Raw genomic sequence first — 13,939 nt, 5'->3', positions numbered from 1 at the left:
CACCGGTCGTCCGCTGCCGGCCTCCCCCGTGCCCGAACTGAGCGCGGAGGAACTCGAAGACTTCTGGGCGGACCACCTGATGTCAGACGATTCCCAGTCCCCACCGACCCCAGCCGAGTGAGCCGTCCCCGACCATGAACACCACCCTGATCGCCCTGGACATCCCCGGCTTCGGCGACGAGCGCCGCACGCACGATGTCCAGCGCCTGCTGCGCGCCACCATGTACGAGCTGCTGGCGGACTCCTTCGCCATGACGCGGCTGCCCTGGTGGTCCTGCCACCGCGAGGACCGCGGCGACGGTGCGCTGATCGTCGCACCGCCGACCGTGGACTCCTTCGCCGCGCTCGACCCCCTGGCGCACCACCTGGCGGCGCTGCTGCGGCGCTCCAACCGGCTCGCCAACGACATCACCCGCCTCCGGCTGCGGATGGCCGTGCACTGCGGCGAGGTCCAGCACGACGCCCACGGCGTCCTCGGCCAGGCCGTCACGCACCTCTTCCGACTGCTGGACGCCCCCGCGTTCAAGCGGGCCATGGCCGGCGCCCTGGACGCCGACCTCGGCATGGTCGTTTCCGACCACCTTTACCGCGCCGCGGCCGGCGACGGCGCCATCGACCCGAACGCCTACGCCCCATTGAGCGTCACCTGCAAGCAGACACGTAAAGCCAAGGCGCATCTGTGGCTACCGCCACGGCACTAGATTCTGATCACAGCGGTCGCGTTCTCGCTCCCGAACGCGACCACAGACACGACTAGTACATATCGCGCCATTTCCACTATCTTCCCGCGAGATCGCCTTATCGGCTGATCGACTCCTGGAGGGAACGCTCATGCCCGCCGACCCGCATCTTCCCCGCCGCAGCCTGCTCAAGGGCACCACCGCCCTCGTGTGCGGCGCGTTGGTGGGCCCGCTGGCCGGGCCGCACGCCGTGGCGTCGGCGCAGGCCGTGCCCCGCGTCTACACCCGCGCCGAGTGGGAGGCGCGGCCGCCCGAGGTGCCGGCGACCGTGCTGGACCAGGCTCCCGACCACATCGTGGTCCACCACACCGCCTCGCCGAACTCCACGGACTACTCGCTGGACCACGCTCTCGCCCTGTCCCGGTCGATCCAGGACTTCCACATGGACACCAACGGCTGGGACGACACCGGCCAGCAGCTCACCATCAGCCGCGGCGGTCATCTCATGGAGGGCCGCAACCGCACCCTCGAGGCCGTCCGCACGGAAACGCACGTCGTCGGCGCGCACACCCTCGGCGAGAACGACCACACGATCGGCATCGAGAACGAGGGCACCTACATGACCGCGGAGCCCACCGGCGCGCTGTGGCGAAAGCTCGTCCGGACCTGTGCGTGGCTGTGCGACGTCTACGATCTCGATCCGCACGCGGCGATCGTCGGGCACCGCGACTACAACAGCACCGCCTGCCCCGGCGACGTCCTGTACGCCCTGCTGCCGCGGCTCCGCGACCAGGCCGCCTACTGCCTGGGTGAGCGGCGCGCGACCGAGGCGTCGCACCCCGGGCCCAGCGGCCTGCCCGGACCGCGCTTCACCTTCGACCACGGCCCGGCGCTCGGCCCCGGCGACCCCACACGCTGACCGGAATTTTGTCCGGCGCACACTCCCGGCGCGTTTCACCTGCTCATCGCATGCCCATACCTCAATGGTGCTGCCAGGAGCCAGGAGTTGGGCATGAGATTCGGGTTGAATACCGGCGATTCGGCATGGGTGCTCGTCAGCTTCGCCATGGTGCTGCTCATGACGCCGGGCCTGGCCCTCTTCTACGGCGGAATGGTCCGTGCGAAGAATCTCGTCAGCGTCCTCTATATGAGCTTCGTGTCGATCGCCGTGGTGACCGTCGTCTGGTTCGCCTACGGGTACGGTCTGGCGTTCGGTGACGACGTGGGAGGGGCCGGCCTCATCGGCTGGGGCAGGTGGCAGTTCCTCAAGACCACGCCGTCGGTCCTGCGGGGCGTCATCCCGGAGTACGTGTTCTCGGTGTTCCAGCTCGTCTTCGCGATCATCACGCTCGCGCTGATCAGCGGCTCGGTCGCCAACCGCGTCAGGCTCGGGCCCTGGATGGTCTTCGGGGTGGTCTGGGTGACCCTCGTCTACCTCCCGGTCGCCCACTGGGTGTTCTCCAAGGGAGGCTGGATCAACCGGTGGGGCGTGCTGGACTTCGCCGGCGGCCTGGTCGTCGAGCTCAACTCCGGGATCGCGGGCCTGGCGCTGGCGCTGGTGCTCGGACCCGGCCTGCGCTTCCGCAGGGAGGGCCCTCCCGAGCCGAAGAACATCCCGCTGGTGATGGCCGGCATGGGGCTGCTGTGGTTCGGCTGGTTCGGGTTCAACGGCGGATCGGCGCTGACGGACGGCGCCCTGGCGGCGAACGCGGTGGTCAACACCATGATGTGCGGATGCGTCGCGATGCTGGTCTGGATGCTGCTGGAACGGGCCCGCTTCGGGCGGTTCTCCAGGCTCGGCGGCACGACCGGCGCGCTCGCCGGCCTGGTGGCGATCACACCGGCGTGCGGGTACGTCAACCTGCTCGGCGCGACGGTCATCGGCATCATCGTCGCCGCGGTCTGCACCTACGCCGTCGAGGTCAAGACGTCCGTCGGGTACGACGACACCCTGGACGTGGTGGGCATCCACGGGGCGGGCGGCATCGTGGGCGTGGTGCTTCTCGGGTTCTTCGCCACCGGCAAGTACGGCAGCCCCATCGCCGGCCTCGCCTACGGCGGCTCCCTCTCCCTGCTGGGCAAGCAGATCGTCGCCATCCTCGCCGTCGGCGCCTACAGCTTCGTGCTCACCTACGCCATCGGCAAGGTGGTCGACGTCCTGATGGCCTTCCGCCCTAGCGCGCGGGAGGAGGCCGCGGGCCTCGACACCGAACTCCGCATCGGGTGATGCGCGCCCGATGAAGGCCTGGTGTCACAGCGGAAGGGTTCCGCTCAGGCGACGGGTCTGGACGACCGCCTCGCCGAGGACGTCCTCGGTGGACGGCCCGGGCAGGTCCCACGTCCGCGGCGGACGTCCCTCGCGGACCGCCGCCGCCATCTCCCGGAGATCCGCCGAAAGGGCTCCGACCGCCTGCTCCGGCAGCGGCTCGGCGCCTCCGCGGGCCCGGACGGAGGCGGCGGTGACGGTGTCCACGAGTTTGTCGAGCGCGCCTAGGACAGGCCACCAGGCGGCGGCCGTGCGGCTTGCCGGCGGGGGCTCGGCTTCGGCCTGCCGCAGGTCGACCCGGACGGCGTCGAGGCTGCGGCGGAGCGCCCGCCGGTCCCGGGACCGGACGTCCTGGGAGCCGGTGAAGGCCTCGTCGATGTAGTCGGCGAGCGACCGGAACGCGGCGGTGAACCGCTCGCCGATCCGGATCCGGCGGCCTCCCGGCCAGAGGGCATAGCCGAAGACCAGGACGATCAGGCAGCCGAGGAGGGTGTCGGACAGGCGGGCCAGCACGAGTTCGTCGGACGGCTGCGGCGAGACCATGTCGAACAGGAAGAGCATCAGGGGGGTGACCGCCACCGTCCGCATCGCGTAGGACCTGCCCTTCAATATCGGGATCAGCCCGCCGAAGAACACCGCGAGCGGGACCGCCGCCCAGCCGCGCGGGACGACCGCCAGCACCAGCAGGGTCGGGACGGTCGCGGCGATCGTGCCGAGCCCCCGCAGCAGGGACCGGACGAAGACCGAGCCGAAGTCGGGCTTCAGGACCACGGCGACCGTCAGCGGAAGCCAGAGGGAGTGCACCGTGGGGATCCACAGGTCGTGGAGCACGCCCGGGAACTCGACGAACGCCGAGGCGATCGCCATGCACAGGGCCAGCCGGAGCCCGTACCGCCAGGCCGCCGCCGAGGTGAGGGCCATCAGGGCGGCCCGGTACGCCCGGACCGGAAGGGGGCTCGGCAGGCCGAGCCAGTCGGGGTCCTCAGGGTGCGTCTCCGACAGCCGCCGCCGGGCGAACTCGACGGGCCGGGCGAACCGCGGCTCCCCTTCGAACGGCGGGACCGGCGCGTTCCGGTCCCCGCTCCGGACGGCGCCGGCGATCCGCCGCACCGCCTCGGACAGCCCCGGCGGCGCGGGCCGCGCGGACCGGATGAGCAGCGTGAGCGACTCCAGCAGGGGCATGGCCGCGTTGAGCATGGCGACCAGCCACCGCGTCTCCCCGCCCCAGTTCTCCGCCTTCCGGACGTGATGGCGCATCAGCGCGTCCTGGGCGGCGTCCATCGCCATGCTGACCGCGAGCCGGGCGCCGCCCGGGTGGCGGGCGGCATCGATCAGGTCGGCGGTCCTGTCGTAGACGTCGGCGACGGCGCGGTGCTCGGGTCCGGGACGGGAGCTCCACGGCCGCCAGCTCAGCAGCGCCAGGAGGATGAAGAAGGCTCCGCCCGCGAGCTGGCAGAGCGGCGGGAACCACCACTCCCCGAGCCGGGGCAGCCCGGTGCCGATCACGTTCAGGAACAGCAGCGCCAGCGAGGCCGCCGACGCGACGTTGCCGATCGAGCTGGTCAGCCCGGACAGCAGCGCGACCACCGTGGTCATCGCCACCGTCCACCAGCCGTGCCCGTGGGCGAGCTGGCCGATCACCAGGCCCGCGGCGCCCACCAACTGCGGGACGAGGAGGCCGAGCGCCCTCGACCGGTACGGCCCGGTGTTGGGCCGCATCGACGCCAGCACCATGCCGGCCGCGGCGAGCAGCCCGGCGCGGGGCTCGTCCAGGGCGAGCGCGACCGCGACCGCCGCGCCGAACGCGAACGCCGTGCGGACCGCGTCGAGCCAGGGCACGGGCCCATGGGACAGCGCGAGCGCCCGGCTCAGCCAGTTCCCCGCGTCGACCCGAGTCGCGCCCATCCGTGCACCGCGTCAGACCGCTTGGAACGCGGCGTACAGGAGCGTGAAGACGCCGGCGCCGAGCCCCAGGGAGAGGAGCACGTTCGCAGCGCCCCTGGCGTACTTCCCGTCCTGGAAGAGGTGGACGGTGTCCAGCTCGAAGGTGCTGAACGTGGTCAGCGCGCCGCAGAAGCCCGTCCCGACCAGACCTTCCGGTCCCGCGCTCACGCTCGCGCCGTGCAGCGCTCCCAGAATCCCCGTGCCCAGAAGGTTGACCGTCAGCGTCCCCCACGGGAAGGCCTTGCCGAACCGCTTCTTCACCAGCGTGTCGAGGACGAAGCGCAGCATGGCGCCGAACGCCCCTCCGACGAGCACCAGCACGTAGATCATGTCGGCGCGCCGTCCTCGGGCCTCGCCGCACGGTAGGGCAGGAGCCCTCCGGCCCACAGGCCCACCGCGACCGCGACCCATCCGCCCACCACGCTGGCCGCCGCGTAGCCGACGCTCTGGTCCCAGATCCCGGCACGGCCGAGCGCATGGACCCCGTCGATGAGGTGGGAGAAGGTGGTGAAGCCTCCCAGGTAGCCGGTCACCAGCAGCGGCCGGGCGACGGGATGCGGCCGCCCCTTGAGCAGGTACGTCGTCAGGATGCCGATGAACAGGCAGCCGAGAATGTTCACCAGCAGGGTCCCCCAGGGAAAGCCGTGCCGGGCTCCGGGCATCGCCTTGATGATCAGATCACGCGCCAGGGCCCCGACCGCTCCTCCGATGGCGACGTCGAGGAGGGCGCGGGGCCGTATCCCCGGGTGCCGGGGCGGCCCCTTCCGGTGCCGGTCCAGGACGGAGGTCTCGGCCGCCTCGCGCCGGAGCAGCCGTCCCTCCTTCCCTCCCGGGTCTCCCATGGCCGGTGTCACCACCTGCGCCGGTCGGGCGCGGGCACTCCGAGCAGCAGGCGGCGGACCGCGTCCCAGGCCCGCATGAAGGCGTCCTCGACCTCGGGCGAACGCTCCCCCAGGACGCGCGCCCAGGCGCCCCGATCCCCCGGCAGGACGCTGGCTCCGGCCCGCAGCCCCGTGCCGGCGAGCGCCTCGTGCATCGAGTCGGCCACGGCCTGCGCGGGTCTGGCCCCGGTGACGACGTACAAGGACGCCAGGACCCCGAAGTCGTCCATCACCGCGGGGCCGGTCACCGCACGTTCCTCGGGGACCAGGTGGAGCGGATCGGCGAACAGCAGCCTTCCCGTGGTGTCGTGCACCTCGACGTCGCTGCAGAGCGCCGTGTAAGCGTGCCGTTCTCCGCGGGCGAGGCGTCCTGCCAGCAGCGTCTCGCCCACCACGACGGTGGCGTCCGGGTGGGCGGTGACGGCGACGTGCTGGTAGAAGCGGGCTCCGCCGAAGGGGATCGTCGTGTCCGGCAGGTACTCCAGATAGCCGCCGGGGCCCACGGCGAGCGTGACTAGCTGCGTGGCGTAGTCCTGCTCCATCCGGTAGAGGCGGGTGGCTCCCTGGGTGGTCACGTGCACGGACGCCCCCGCGCCGCAGGAGATGTCCACGCGGTAGCGGTCCCCCTGGAGGACGCCGCCGCCGGACGACATGAGCATGACGTACGGCAGGTCCGGTGCCCCCGGGTCGGGGTAGAGCGGCCGGGTGATGTGCAGCGGCGCCTTCTGGTAGCGGCCGGTCAGCTCCGTCCGGTCGCCGATCCGCTCGAACTCCAGGTCGAGGATCCCGACCTTGCCGGGACTGCCGACCGGGAGCATGTCCACGGCGGACGCGTGGCGCCGCACCGCGTCGGGCACCCATCGGGGGAGGTACCGCTCAGGCGAGAGGCGGTCGGTCCCCCCGGAGCCGCTCACCGTCCCTACACCGGCGAGGTACACGCCGCTCCCGCCCGCGCCTCGATGAAGTCGACGACCTCGGCGACACCGGTGCCCGCGAGGCAGTCGGTCAGCGCGACCGGGCCCTCGCCGCGCACCGCCCGCGCGTCCCGCTCCATGACCGCCAGGTCGGTCCGGACGTACGGGGCAATATCGATCTTGTTGATGACCAGCAGGTCGGAGTCCGTGGTGCCGGGGCCGCGCTTGCGCGGCATCTTCTCGCCCTCGGCGGTGTCCAGGACGAAGATGTACACGTCGGCCAGCGCCGGGCTGAAGGTGAGCGTGAGGTTGTCGCCGCCGCTCTCGAACAGCAGCAGGTCGAGTTCGGGGAAGCGGTCGAGCATCTCGGCCGCCGCCGCCAGGTTCATCGTCGGATCGTCGCGGACGGCGGTGTGCGGGCACGCGCCCGTCTCGACCCCCACGATCCGCTCGGGGTCGAGCGTCCCGGCCAGGGTGCGGCGGACGTGCTCGGCGTCCTCCTGGGTGTAGATGTCATTGGTGATCACGCCGATCTGGTGGCCCAGCGTCCGCAGTCTCGGCACCAGCGCCTCGATCAGCGCCGTCTTGCCGGACCCGACCGGGCCGCCGACGCCCACCTTGAAGACCTTCTCCAGCTCCATCTCGTCTCCTTCTCGTGAACGGACCGGGCCTGCGAAACGGACCGGGCCTGCGAACGGCTCAGGTGACGAACAGGCGCGCCGCCGCCCGCTCGTGCGCGGCCGACACGACGTCGGCGACGGGCACCGAGCCGTGCATCTCCCGCGGATCCCGGGCGGCGAGCGCCGCCCGCGCGACCCGGGCGAGGTCCGGGCGGACCTCGCACAGCAGCCCCTGGGCGCGGCGGAAGTCGGTCCGGGCGAGCCGCACCGCCGCCGCCGTCCAGCTCGCGGCGAAGGCGTACAGGTCGGCGGCGACCGCGTGCGCGGTGGACACGCCGAGACCCGCGTGGATCGCGCCCACCACGACCGCGTGGTTGCCCGGCGTGGCCTTCTCCGCCACCAGGTCCGCCAGCCGGGCGGCCTCGGGCACCGGGAAGGCGAAGGCCGCCGTGTCGAGCACCTGCCGGCCGGTCCTGGTCGAGGCGCCCCGCTGCTCCCTGTTGAGCTTGATCGCGTGCAGCCGCCGGTCGACGCGCACCAGCCCGTCCCAGTCCCCCTCGCGGGCCGCGCGGTGCGCCAGCGCCAGCGCGGTCGCGTCCGCCGGGCCCACCGTGTTGTACAGCAGGTCGGTCAGCAGCTCGCGCAGGTTCCCGGACCCGGTGATCCGCATCTGGACGTAGCCCTCCAGCCCGTGCGACAACGTGTACATCCCGCTCGGGAAACCGGAGTCGGTGAGCTGGAGCTGGGCCAGCAGCGGATCCAGGTCCGCGGTGTCCGGGCCTGCGCTCATGCCAGGAAGAACAGCCGGTTCAGCGGCAGCTCCGTGGCCGGTTCGATGTGCGCGGGCTCCCCGTCGACGGTCACCCGGTAGGTCTCCGGATCGACCTTGATCTCGGCGAGCGTCGAGTTGCGGAGCATGTGCCGCTTGTCGACGGTCCGGCACTGCCGCACCGGCTTGACCAGCCGCTTCAGTTCGAGCCGCTCGGGCACCCCCGCCTCGATCGCGGCGCCCGACATGAAGGTCACGCAGGTGCCCGACAGCGCCCTGCCGAAGGCCCCGTACATGGGCCGGTAGTAGACGGGCTGCGGGGTCGGCAGGGACGCGTTCGGGTCGCCCATCTGCGCCCAGCTCACCATGCCGCCCTTGATGACCATGTAGGGCTTGGCCCCGAAGGAGTGGATCGGCCACAGCACGATGTCGGCGAGCTTGCCGTCCTCCAGCGAGCCGATCGTGTCGGCCATCCCGGAGACGCGGGCCGGGTTGATGGTCAGCTTCGCCAGGTAGCGCAGCACCCGGAAGTTGTCGTTGCGGGACGAGTCCTCGGGCAGCGCGCCCCTCTTGTCCTTGTTGTGGTGGGCCACCTGGAACGCGCGGGTGAACGACTCGCCCACGCGGCCCATCGCCTGGGAGTCCGAGCCGATGATGCTGATGACCCCGAGGTCGTGCAGCACCGTCTCGGCGGAGATGGTCTCGGCGCGGACCCGGCTGTCGGCGAACGCCACGTCCTCGGGCACGTCGTAGCTGAGGTGGTGGCAGACCATCGTCATGTCCAGCAGCTCGTCCACCGAGTTGGCGGTGTAGGGCAGCGTCGGGTTCGTGGAGGCCGGGAGGACGTTCGGCTCGCCGGTGACCCGCAGGATGTCGGGGGCGTGCCCGCCGCCCGCGCCCTCGGAGTGGTAGGTGTGGATCGCGCGGCCGTTGATCGCGTTGATGGTGTCCTCGACGAAGCCGGCCTCGTTCAGCGTGTCGGTGTGGATGTTGATCTGGATGTCCAGCTCGTCGGCGACCGACAGCGCGCAGTCGATGACGGCCGGGGTGGAGCCCCAGTCCTCGTGCACCTTCAGCCCGGCGGCGCCCGCGACGATCTGCTCCTCGAGCGGGCCCGGCAGGCTGCTGTTTCCCTTGCCGTAGACGGCGATGTTGATCGGGATCTCCTCGTAGGCCTGGAGGATGCGGGAGATGTTCCACGGGCCGGGGGTGGTGGTGCAGCCGCGGCTGCCGTCCGCCGGACCGGTGCCGCCGCCGACCAGGGTCGTGATCCCGTTGCTCAGCGCGTTCTGGGCCTGCTGGGGCGAGATGAAGTGGACGTGGGTGTCGATCGCCCCGGGCGTGGCGATGAAGTTCTCGCCGGACACCACCTCGGTCGTGGCGCTGATGATGAGGCGCCGGTCGACGCCGTTCTGGGTGTGCGGGTTGCCCGACTTGCCGATCCCGGCGATCCGCCCGTCCTTGATGCCGATGTCGCCCTTGACGACGCCCAGCACCGGGTCGAGGATCAGCGCGTTAGTGACCACCACGTCCAGGGCGACCGACCGCCCCGACGCCGGGTCGGCGGACATGCCGTCGCGGGCGGTCTTGCCGCCCCCGTACTGGGCCTCGTCCCCGTAGTGCCCCTCGGTGTGGTCCTTCTCCACCTCGACGACGAGGTTGGTGTCCCCGAGGCGGACCCGGTCGCCGACCGTCGGGCCGTACATGGACGCGTACTGCTGGCGGCTCATCGTGACCATGGCGGCTCAGCCCTTCTTCCCGGAACGTGCGGACTTCGTCTTCCTGGACGACTTCTTCGGCGGTTCGACCGGCTCGTCGAGGTAGCCGCGCTTGTGCAGCCTCCGCAGCGCCGTGCGGTGCGCCTCGCTGGACCGGACGCTGCCGTTGAGCAGCCCGCCGAACCCGACCAGCCGCAGCCCTCCGCCGTATTCGACCAGGGTCACCTCCTTGGTGTCCCCGGGCTCGAACCGGACCGCGGTTCCCGACGGTATGTCCAGCCGTTTTCCGAACGCCTTGTCGCGCTCGAACTTCAGCGCCCGGTTGGTCTCGAAGAAATGAAAGTGCGAGCCGACCTGGACGGCGCGGTCACCGGTGTTGTGCACCAGAATGGTCTCCCGGGGCTGCCCGGCGTTCAGTTCGATCTCACCCTCGCCATAAATGTAAACGTCATCCGACATGGGATTTCGCTCCTTTCATGTCCGCCATCACCCGGCGTGGGATTTCCCGGAGATGACCGTCCTCCTGATCGGGGGCGTGCTCATCGCGGTGCTCATGGCCGTGGCCGTGGCCGTGGCCGTGTCCATGTCCGTGAAGGGCGGTTGCCAGCCCGTCGTCGCCGTCCCTGCTCCACCGGCGTTCCGCCTCGGCCACCCGTTCGCGGATCAGCGCGGCGAGGGCGGCCGGGCCCAGAAGCGGGCCCGCGGTCCGGGCTTCAGCCCGCCGGGGCGCCGGAACGAAGGAGGCGGGCACCAGCACCACGTCCTCCGCACCCAGCCGCCGGCAGCGTTCGACGCCCTCGTCCACGTCCGGCTCGCCGCCCGACAGGGCGACCTCCACCCAGCGGACGGGCGTGTACTGCCACACCAGCCGCGCCACCCTGAACAGGTCGGCGTCCGGCTCGGGCCCGGCGGCGGGCGCCACCAGCAGCACCGCCCGCTCCCCCGGTCCGTCGCGCAGCTCCCGGGTCACCGCGCTCCTGATCCAGGAGACCAGGTGCTCCGTCGTGCCCAGCGGACCGGCCAGCAGCAGCTCCCCCGGCGCGCGGTCCCGGGCCGCCCACCTCAGGCTCTGCGCGGCGACGACCGGCAGGTCCGGGTCGCGTCCGAGCGTCATCGGCACCGCCACGGCCGGCTCCCGCCGCCGCAGCGCCGCCTGCAGGTCCCGCCCGGGAGCGTGGACGTGCGGCCCCCCGTCCCCGCCCAGGCCCGGAAGGCTCCGCCCCTGCCGGCTCTCATGCCCGCCGACCAGGAGCACCTTCCGGCCGCCGGACACTATTTGCCGCCGACCGGGTCGTGGCAGGAGACCAGCTTGGTGCCGTCGTCGAAGGCGGCCTCGATCTGGATCAGCTTCAGCATCGCGCGCACCCCGGGCAGCACGTCGCCGGGTCCGACGACCTGCTTGCCGAGCTCCATGCACTCGGCGACGGTCCGGCCGTCCCGGGCCGCCTCCACGACCGTCGAGCTGATCAGCGCCACGGTCTCGGCGTAGTTCAGCTTCAGGCCCCGGTCCCGGCGCTGCTGCGCCATCTGGGCGGCGGTGAAGATGACCAGCTTGTCCATCTCCCGCGGGGTCAGATTCATCAGTGCTCCTTTCCGCGCCCGGCTCGCCGGCGGTCAACCGGCGCGCCGGATCTTGTCGAACATCGGGACGGCGGCGAGGAAGACCCAGCTCACCAGCACGAACGGCCAGGTGAGGGTGTGGCCTCCGACCACCTCGAACAGGGTGCCGATGCCGGCCGTCAGGCCCGCCGCCGCCACGGTGCCGACCACGGCGTAGACGGCGCTCACCCGGCTGACCGCGACGAAGGTGCCGAACAGCGCGAGCCCGGTCAGCACGGAGTTGTAGCCGTACAGGCCCGCCCCGAGGTCGGCGGCCTGCGCGCCCAGCGCCCAGCCGGTGAGCAGGCCGAGCAGGCTGGAGGCCAGCGCCACCAGCCCGGTCACCCGGCCGGCGACGACCAGCCCGGCCAGGAAGATCAGGCCGACGTACCACTTGTTCTGGAAGAACACCTGGCCGACCCCGTTGAAGGTGCCCTTCCAGAAGTAGTCCCAGGTCATCGTCGTGCCGGGGGCCGTCGCGGACGGCGGGGCCGAGCCCGCGTGCTCCGCCCAGATCCGGCCGAAGGACGGTCCGCCGATCACCATGACCGACGTGACCACGCAGAAGGGCGCGGTGAACGTGGGCAGGTTGTACGGGGTGAGGACCGCCCTCAGCGCCGAGGTGAGGACGCTGCCGGCGATGGCGCCGCCGACGACGAGCGCGGCCGTGATCCACCGGGTGTCCAGGTAGAGCACCAGGCTTACGCCGATCAGCGTGCCGCAGAAGCCCTCCAGTCCCAGCGCGATCCGGTCCCGCCAGGAGACGCCGAACACATAGGCGGTGAGCGTGGCGGCCACCGTTCCGAGCAGCCCGAAGGCGCCGAACTGCCAGCCGCCCACGAACAGCGCCGCCAGGAAGACCAGGCCGGTCCAGTAGTTCGGCTGGAAATCGACCTGGGCGACGCCTCTCGGAATGATGAGCAGATGGTCGAGGACTCGTCGCCGCTCCGGATTCGCCGCCGGTTCCGAAGGATCCGACGGGTCGGGTGCCGAGGACAAGAGGCCAACTCCCTGAGGCGACGCGCGTGATCGCGGGACGAGGGTCCCGTACGACCGGCCTGTTTCCCGACGCCTCGATCGACTAGCCCAAGAGAGTGCACGCTTTGGGTCAATCCGTTCGGCGGGTCCGGCGGCTTCGCGGGGCGGGCAAAGGTTCGTTCATCCCTGGGCGATATCCCTCGGCGGTCGGCCTCGCGCCGGCGACCCGGCGGGCAGGACCCCGTCGTGAGCGAACAGCGGCCCGCCGGGACGATCCTGATCCGCGATGTGCGGATCTTCGACGGGGTGAACGACCGGGTCCGGAGCGGGCACGTGCTGACCGAGGGCACCAAGATCAAGACCGTGGGCGACGGGGACCCGCCCGTCCCCGGCGCGGCGGACACGGTCGTCGACGGGCGCGGGGCGACGCTCATCCCCGGCCTCAGCGACGCCCACGTCCACCTCCTCCTGGCCGGGGCCACGCAGGTCGAGCTGATGCTCGGCGGCGCGGGCGTCGGATACCTCAGGGGCGCGGCCGAGGCCCGCGCGATGCTGATGCGCGGGTTCACGACCGTGCGCGACATGGCCGGGGACACCGGCGACCTCAAGCGCCTGATCGACGCGGGCGCGCTGCCCGGGCCGCGGATCTATCCCAGCCACGCGGGCCTGTCCCAGACCGCCGGGCACGGCGACTTCGGCATGGTCTACGACGTCCCGACCGCCCTGGGCGGGACCGCCACGCGCGCCGAGCAGCTCGGGCTGATGCGGATCGCCGACGGCACGGCGCAGGTGCTCGCCGGCGTGCGCGAGCAGCTGAAGAAGGGCGCCTCGCAGATCAAGATGATGGCGGGCGGCGGGGTCGCGTCCGCCTACGACCACCTGGACGTCCTGCAGTACACCGCCGAGGAGCTGCGCGCCGGGGTGCAGGCGGCGGCCGACTGGGGCACCTACGTCGCGGTGCACGTCTACACCGGGGAAGGCATCCGCCGGGCGGTCCGGGCCGGGGTGCAGGTGATCGAGCACGGGCACCTGGCCGGGGAGGACGACATCGCCTTCATGGCCGAGCACGACGTCTGGCTGTGCGGGCAGCCGTTCGCCGAGACCGACCACTCCTTCCCGGATCCGGCGTCGGCCGAGAAGAACCGGCGGGTGTGCGATGGGGTGGAGCGCGTCTTCGGATGGGCGCTGGAGCACGGCGTGCGCGTCGCGTTCGGCACCGACCTGCTGCTGGACCCCGCCAGCAGTACCAGGCAGAGCGAGATGCTCGCCCGCATGGCCGGGCTGGTGGGCGGGCCGCCGGCGGCGTTGAAGATCGCCACGTCCGGCAACGCCGAGCTGTTCCGCAAAGCCAAACCGCGCGACCCCTACCAGAACCCGGCACCGGCCGACACCGCAGCGTACGGAGACGGGCCGCACGTCGCCCACCTGGGCGTCATCGCCGAGGGCGCCTGGGCCGACCTCCTCCTCGTCGACGGCGACCCCACCCGAGACCTGCGCCTACTGGCCGACCCCGCCAACCTGAAAGTCATCATCAAGGACGGACGCATCCACAAGAACACCCTGCCCTGAG

15 protein-coding genes are annotated in these 13,939 nt (G+C 71.7%); 4 read left to right on the top strand and 11 right to left on the bottom strand.

Annotation, left to right across the window (positions count from 1 at the left end):
• Positions 1-134 precede the first annotated feature (134 nt).
• The 3 genes from AB0C21_RS10815 to AB0C21_RS10805 all read left to right on the top strand — a co-directional run bounded on the left by AB0C21_RS10815 (position 135) and on the right by AB0C21_RS10805 (position 2,907).
• Positions 135-701: a hypothetical protein gene (locus AB0C21_RS10815; protein WP_500203812.1), complete on the top strand. Its 567-nt coding sequence runs from the start codon at positions 135-137 to the stop codon at positions 699-701.
• A 130-nt stretch (positions 702-831) separates the two neighbouring features.
• Entirely contained in the window at positions 832-1,599 is a 768-nt protein-coding gene (locus AB0C21_RS10810) for a peptidoglycan recognition protein family protein (protein ID WP_500203811.1), read from the top strand.
• Between the two features lie 93 nt (positions 1,600-1,692).
• A complete protein-coding gene (locus tag AB0C21_RS10805; RefSeq protein ID WP_500203810.1) occupies positions 1,693-2,907 on the top strand; it encodes an ammonium transporter in 1,215 nt (404 codons plus the stop codon).
• 24 nt (positions 2,908-2,931) lie between these two features.
• Here the strand turns inward: AB0C21_RS10805 and AB0C21_RS10800 are convergent, their stop codons facing one another.
• From AB0C21_RS10800 to AB0C21_RS10750, 11 genes are read right to left on the bottom strand one after another with little or no spacing between them, the layout of a single operon-like run.
• Positions 2,932-4,851 carry an FUSC family protein gene (locus AB0C21_RS10800; RefSeq protein WP_500203809.1) on the bottom strand — a complete coding sequence of 640 codons (1,920 nt, stop codon included), beginning with the start codon at positions 4,849-4,851 and terminating at the stop codon, positions 2,932-2,934.
• Between the two features lie 12 nt (positions 4,852-4,863).
• Positions 4,864-5,220: a fluoride efflux transporter CrcB gene (gene crcB, locus AB0C21_RS10795; protein WP_500203807.1), complete on the bottom strand. Its 357-nt coding sequence runs from the start codon at positions 5,218-5,220 to the stop codon at positions 4,864-4,866.
• The gene (locus tag AB0C21_RS10790; protein WP_500203806.1) at positions 5,217-5,732 is read right to left on the bottom strand and encodes a FluC/FEX family fluoride channel; all 516 of its coding nucleotides are present in this window, start codon (positions 5,730-5,732) and stop codon (positions 5,217-5,219) included. Before AB0C21_RS10790 ends, crcB begins: the two co-directional genes overlap by 4 nt.
• 8 nt (positions 5,733-5,740) lie before the next feature.
• Positions 5,741-6,685 (bottom strand): urease accessory protein UreD, encoded by a 945-nt coding sequence (locus tag AB0C21_RS10785; RefSeq protein WP_500203805.1) that lies wholly within the window; start codon positions 6,683-6,685, stop codon positions 5,741-5,743.
• 5 nt (positions 6,686-6,690) lie between these two features.
• Positions 6,691-7,326, bottom strand: coding sequence for an urease accessory protein UreG (ureG, locus tag AB0C21_RS10780; RefSeq protein WP_500203804.1), 636 nt, complete (start codon positions 7,324-7,326; stop codon positions 6,691-6,693).
• A 58-nt stretch (positions 7,327-7,384) separates the two neighbouring features.
• Entirely contained in the window at positions 7,385-8,095 is a 711-nt protein-coding gene (locus AB0C21_RS10775) for an urease accessory protein UreF (RefSeq protein ID WP_500203803.1), read from the bottom strand.
• A complete protein-coding gene (ureC, locus tag AB0C21_RS10770) occupies positions 8,092-9,813 on the bottom strand; it encodes an urease subunit alpha (protein WP_500203802.1) in 1,722 nt (573 codons plus the stop codon). Before ureC ends, AB0C21_RS10775 begins: the two co-directional genes overlap by 4 nt.
• A gap of 6 nt (positions 9,814-9,819) precedes the next feature.
• Positions 9,820-10,251 carry an urease subunit beta gene (locus tag AB0C21_RS10765; RefSeq protein WP_500203801.1) on the bottom strand — a complete coding sequence of 144 codons (432 nt, stop codon included), beginning with the start codon at positions 10,249-10,251 and terminating at the stop codon, positions 9,820-9,822.
• Entirely contained in the window at positions 10,241-11,065 is an 825-nt protein-coding gene (locus AB0C21_RS10760) for a sirohydrochlorin chelatase (protein WP_500203799.1), read from the bottom strand. Before AB0C21_RS10760 ends, AB0C21_RS10765 begins: the two co-directional genes overlap by 11 nt.
• Positions 11,065-11,373 carry an urease subunit gamma gene (locus AB0C21_RS10755; RefSeq protein ID WP_500203798.1) on the bottom strand — a complete coding sequence of 103 codons (309 nt, stop codon included), beginning with the start codon at positions 11,371-11,373 and terminating at the stop codon, positions 11,065-11,067. The genes AB0C21_RS10760 and AB0C21_RS10755 overlap by 1 nt, the downstream gene beginning before the upstream one ends.
• 33 nt (positions 11,374-11,406) lie before the next feature.
• Positions 11,407-12,390 (bottom strand): urea transporter, encoded by a 984-nt coding sequence (locus AB0C21_RS10750; RefSeq protein ID WP_500203797.1) that lies wholly within the window; start codon positions 12,388-12,390, stop codon positions 11,407-11,409.
• Positions 12,391-12,615: 225 nt separating this feature from the next.
• Between AB0C21_RS10750 and AB0C21_RS10745 the strand changes: the two genes are divergently transcribed.
• The gene (locus AB0C21_RS10745) at positions 12,616-13,938 is read left to right on the top strand and encodes a metal-dependent hydrolase family protein (protein WP_500203796.1); all 1,323 of its coding nucleotides are present in this window, start codon (positions 12,616-12,618) and stop codon (positions 13,936-13,938) included.
• Position 13,939: the final 1 nt, after the last annotated feature.

This window comes from Spirillospora sp. NPDC049024 (assembly GCF_040649235.1).
Lineage (GTDB): Bacteria > Actinomycetota > Actinomycetes > Streptosporangiales > Streptosporangiaceae > Spirillospora.
This window is presented reverse-complemented; position numbering and strand designations above follow the sequence as displayed.

What these genes read in the sequence shown, in the direction of transcription:
- AB0C21_RS10815 (WP_500203812.1), top strand. Translation starts at nt 135, where the DNA reads ATGAACACCACCCTGATCGCCCTGGACATCCCCGGCTTCGGCGACGAG.
- AB0C21_RS10810 (WP_500203811.1), top strand. Translation starts at nt 832, where the DNA reads ATGCCCGCCGACCCGCATCTTCCCCGCCGCAGCCTGCTCAAGGGCACC.
- AB0C21_RS10805 (WP_500203810.1), top strand. Translation starts at nt 1,693, where the DNA reads ATGAGATTCGGGTTGAATACCGGCGATTCGGCATGGGTGCTCGTCAGC.
- AB0C21_RS10800 (WP_500203809.1), bottom strand. Translation starts at nt 4,851, where the DNA reads ATGGGCGCGACTCGGGTCGACGCGGGGAACTGGCTGAGCCGGGCGCTC.
- crcB (WP_500203807.1), bottom strand. Translation starts at nt 5,220, where the DNA reads ATGATCTACGTGCTGGTGCTCGTCGGAGGGGCGTTCGGCGCCATGCTG.
- AB0C21_RS10790 (WP_500203806.1), bottom strand. Translation starts at nt 5,732, where the DNA reads ATGGGAGACCCGGGAGGGAAGGAGGGACGGCTGCTCCGGCGCGAGGCG.
- ureG (WP_500203804.1), bottom strand. Translation starts at nt 7,326, where the DNA reads ATGGAGCTGGAGAAGGTCTTCAAGGTGGGCGTCGGCGGCCCGGTCGGG.
- AB0C21_RS10775 (WP_500203803.1), bottom strand. Translation starts at nt 8,095, where the DNA reads ATGAGCGCAGGCCCGGACACCGCGGACCTGGATCCGCTGCTGGCCCAG.
- ureC (WP_500203802.1), bottom strand. Translation starts at nt 9,813, where the DNA reads ATGGTCACGATGAGCCGCCAGCAGTACGCGTCCATGTACGGCCCGACG.
- AB0C21_RS10765 (WP_500203801.1), bottom strand. Translation starts at nt 10,251, where the DNA reads ATGTCGGATGACGTTTACATTTATGGCGAGGGTGAGATCGAACTGAAC.
- AB0C21_RS10755 (WP_500203798.1), bottom strand. Translation starts at nt 11,373, where the DNA reads ATGAATCTGACCCCGCGGGAGATGGACAAGCTGGTCATCTTCACCGCC.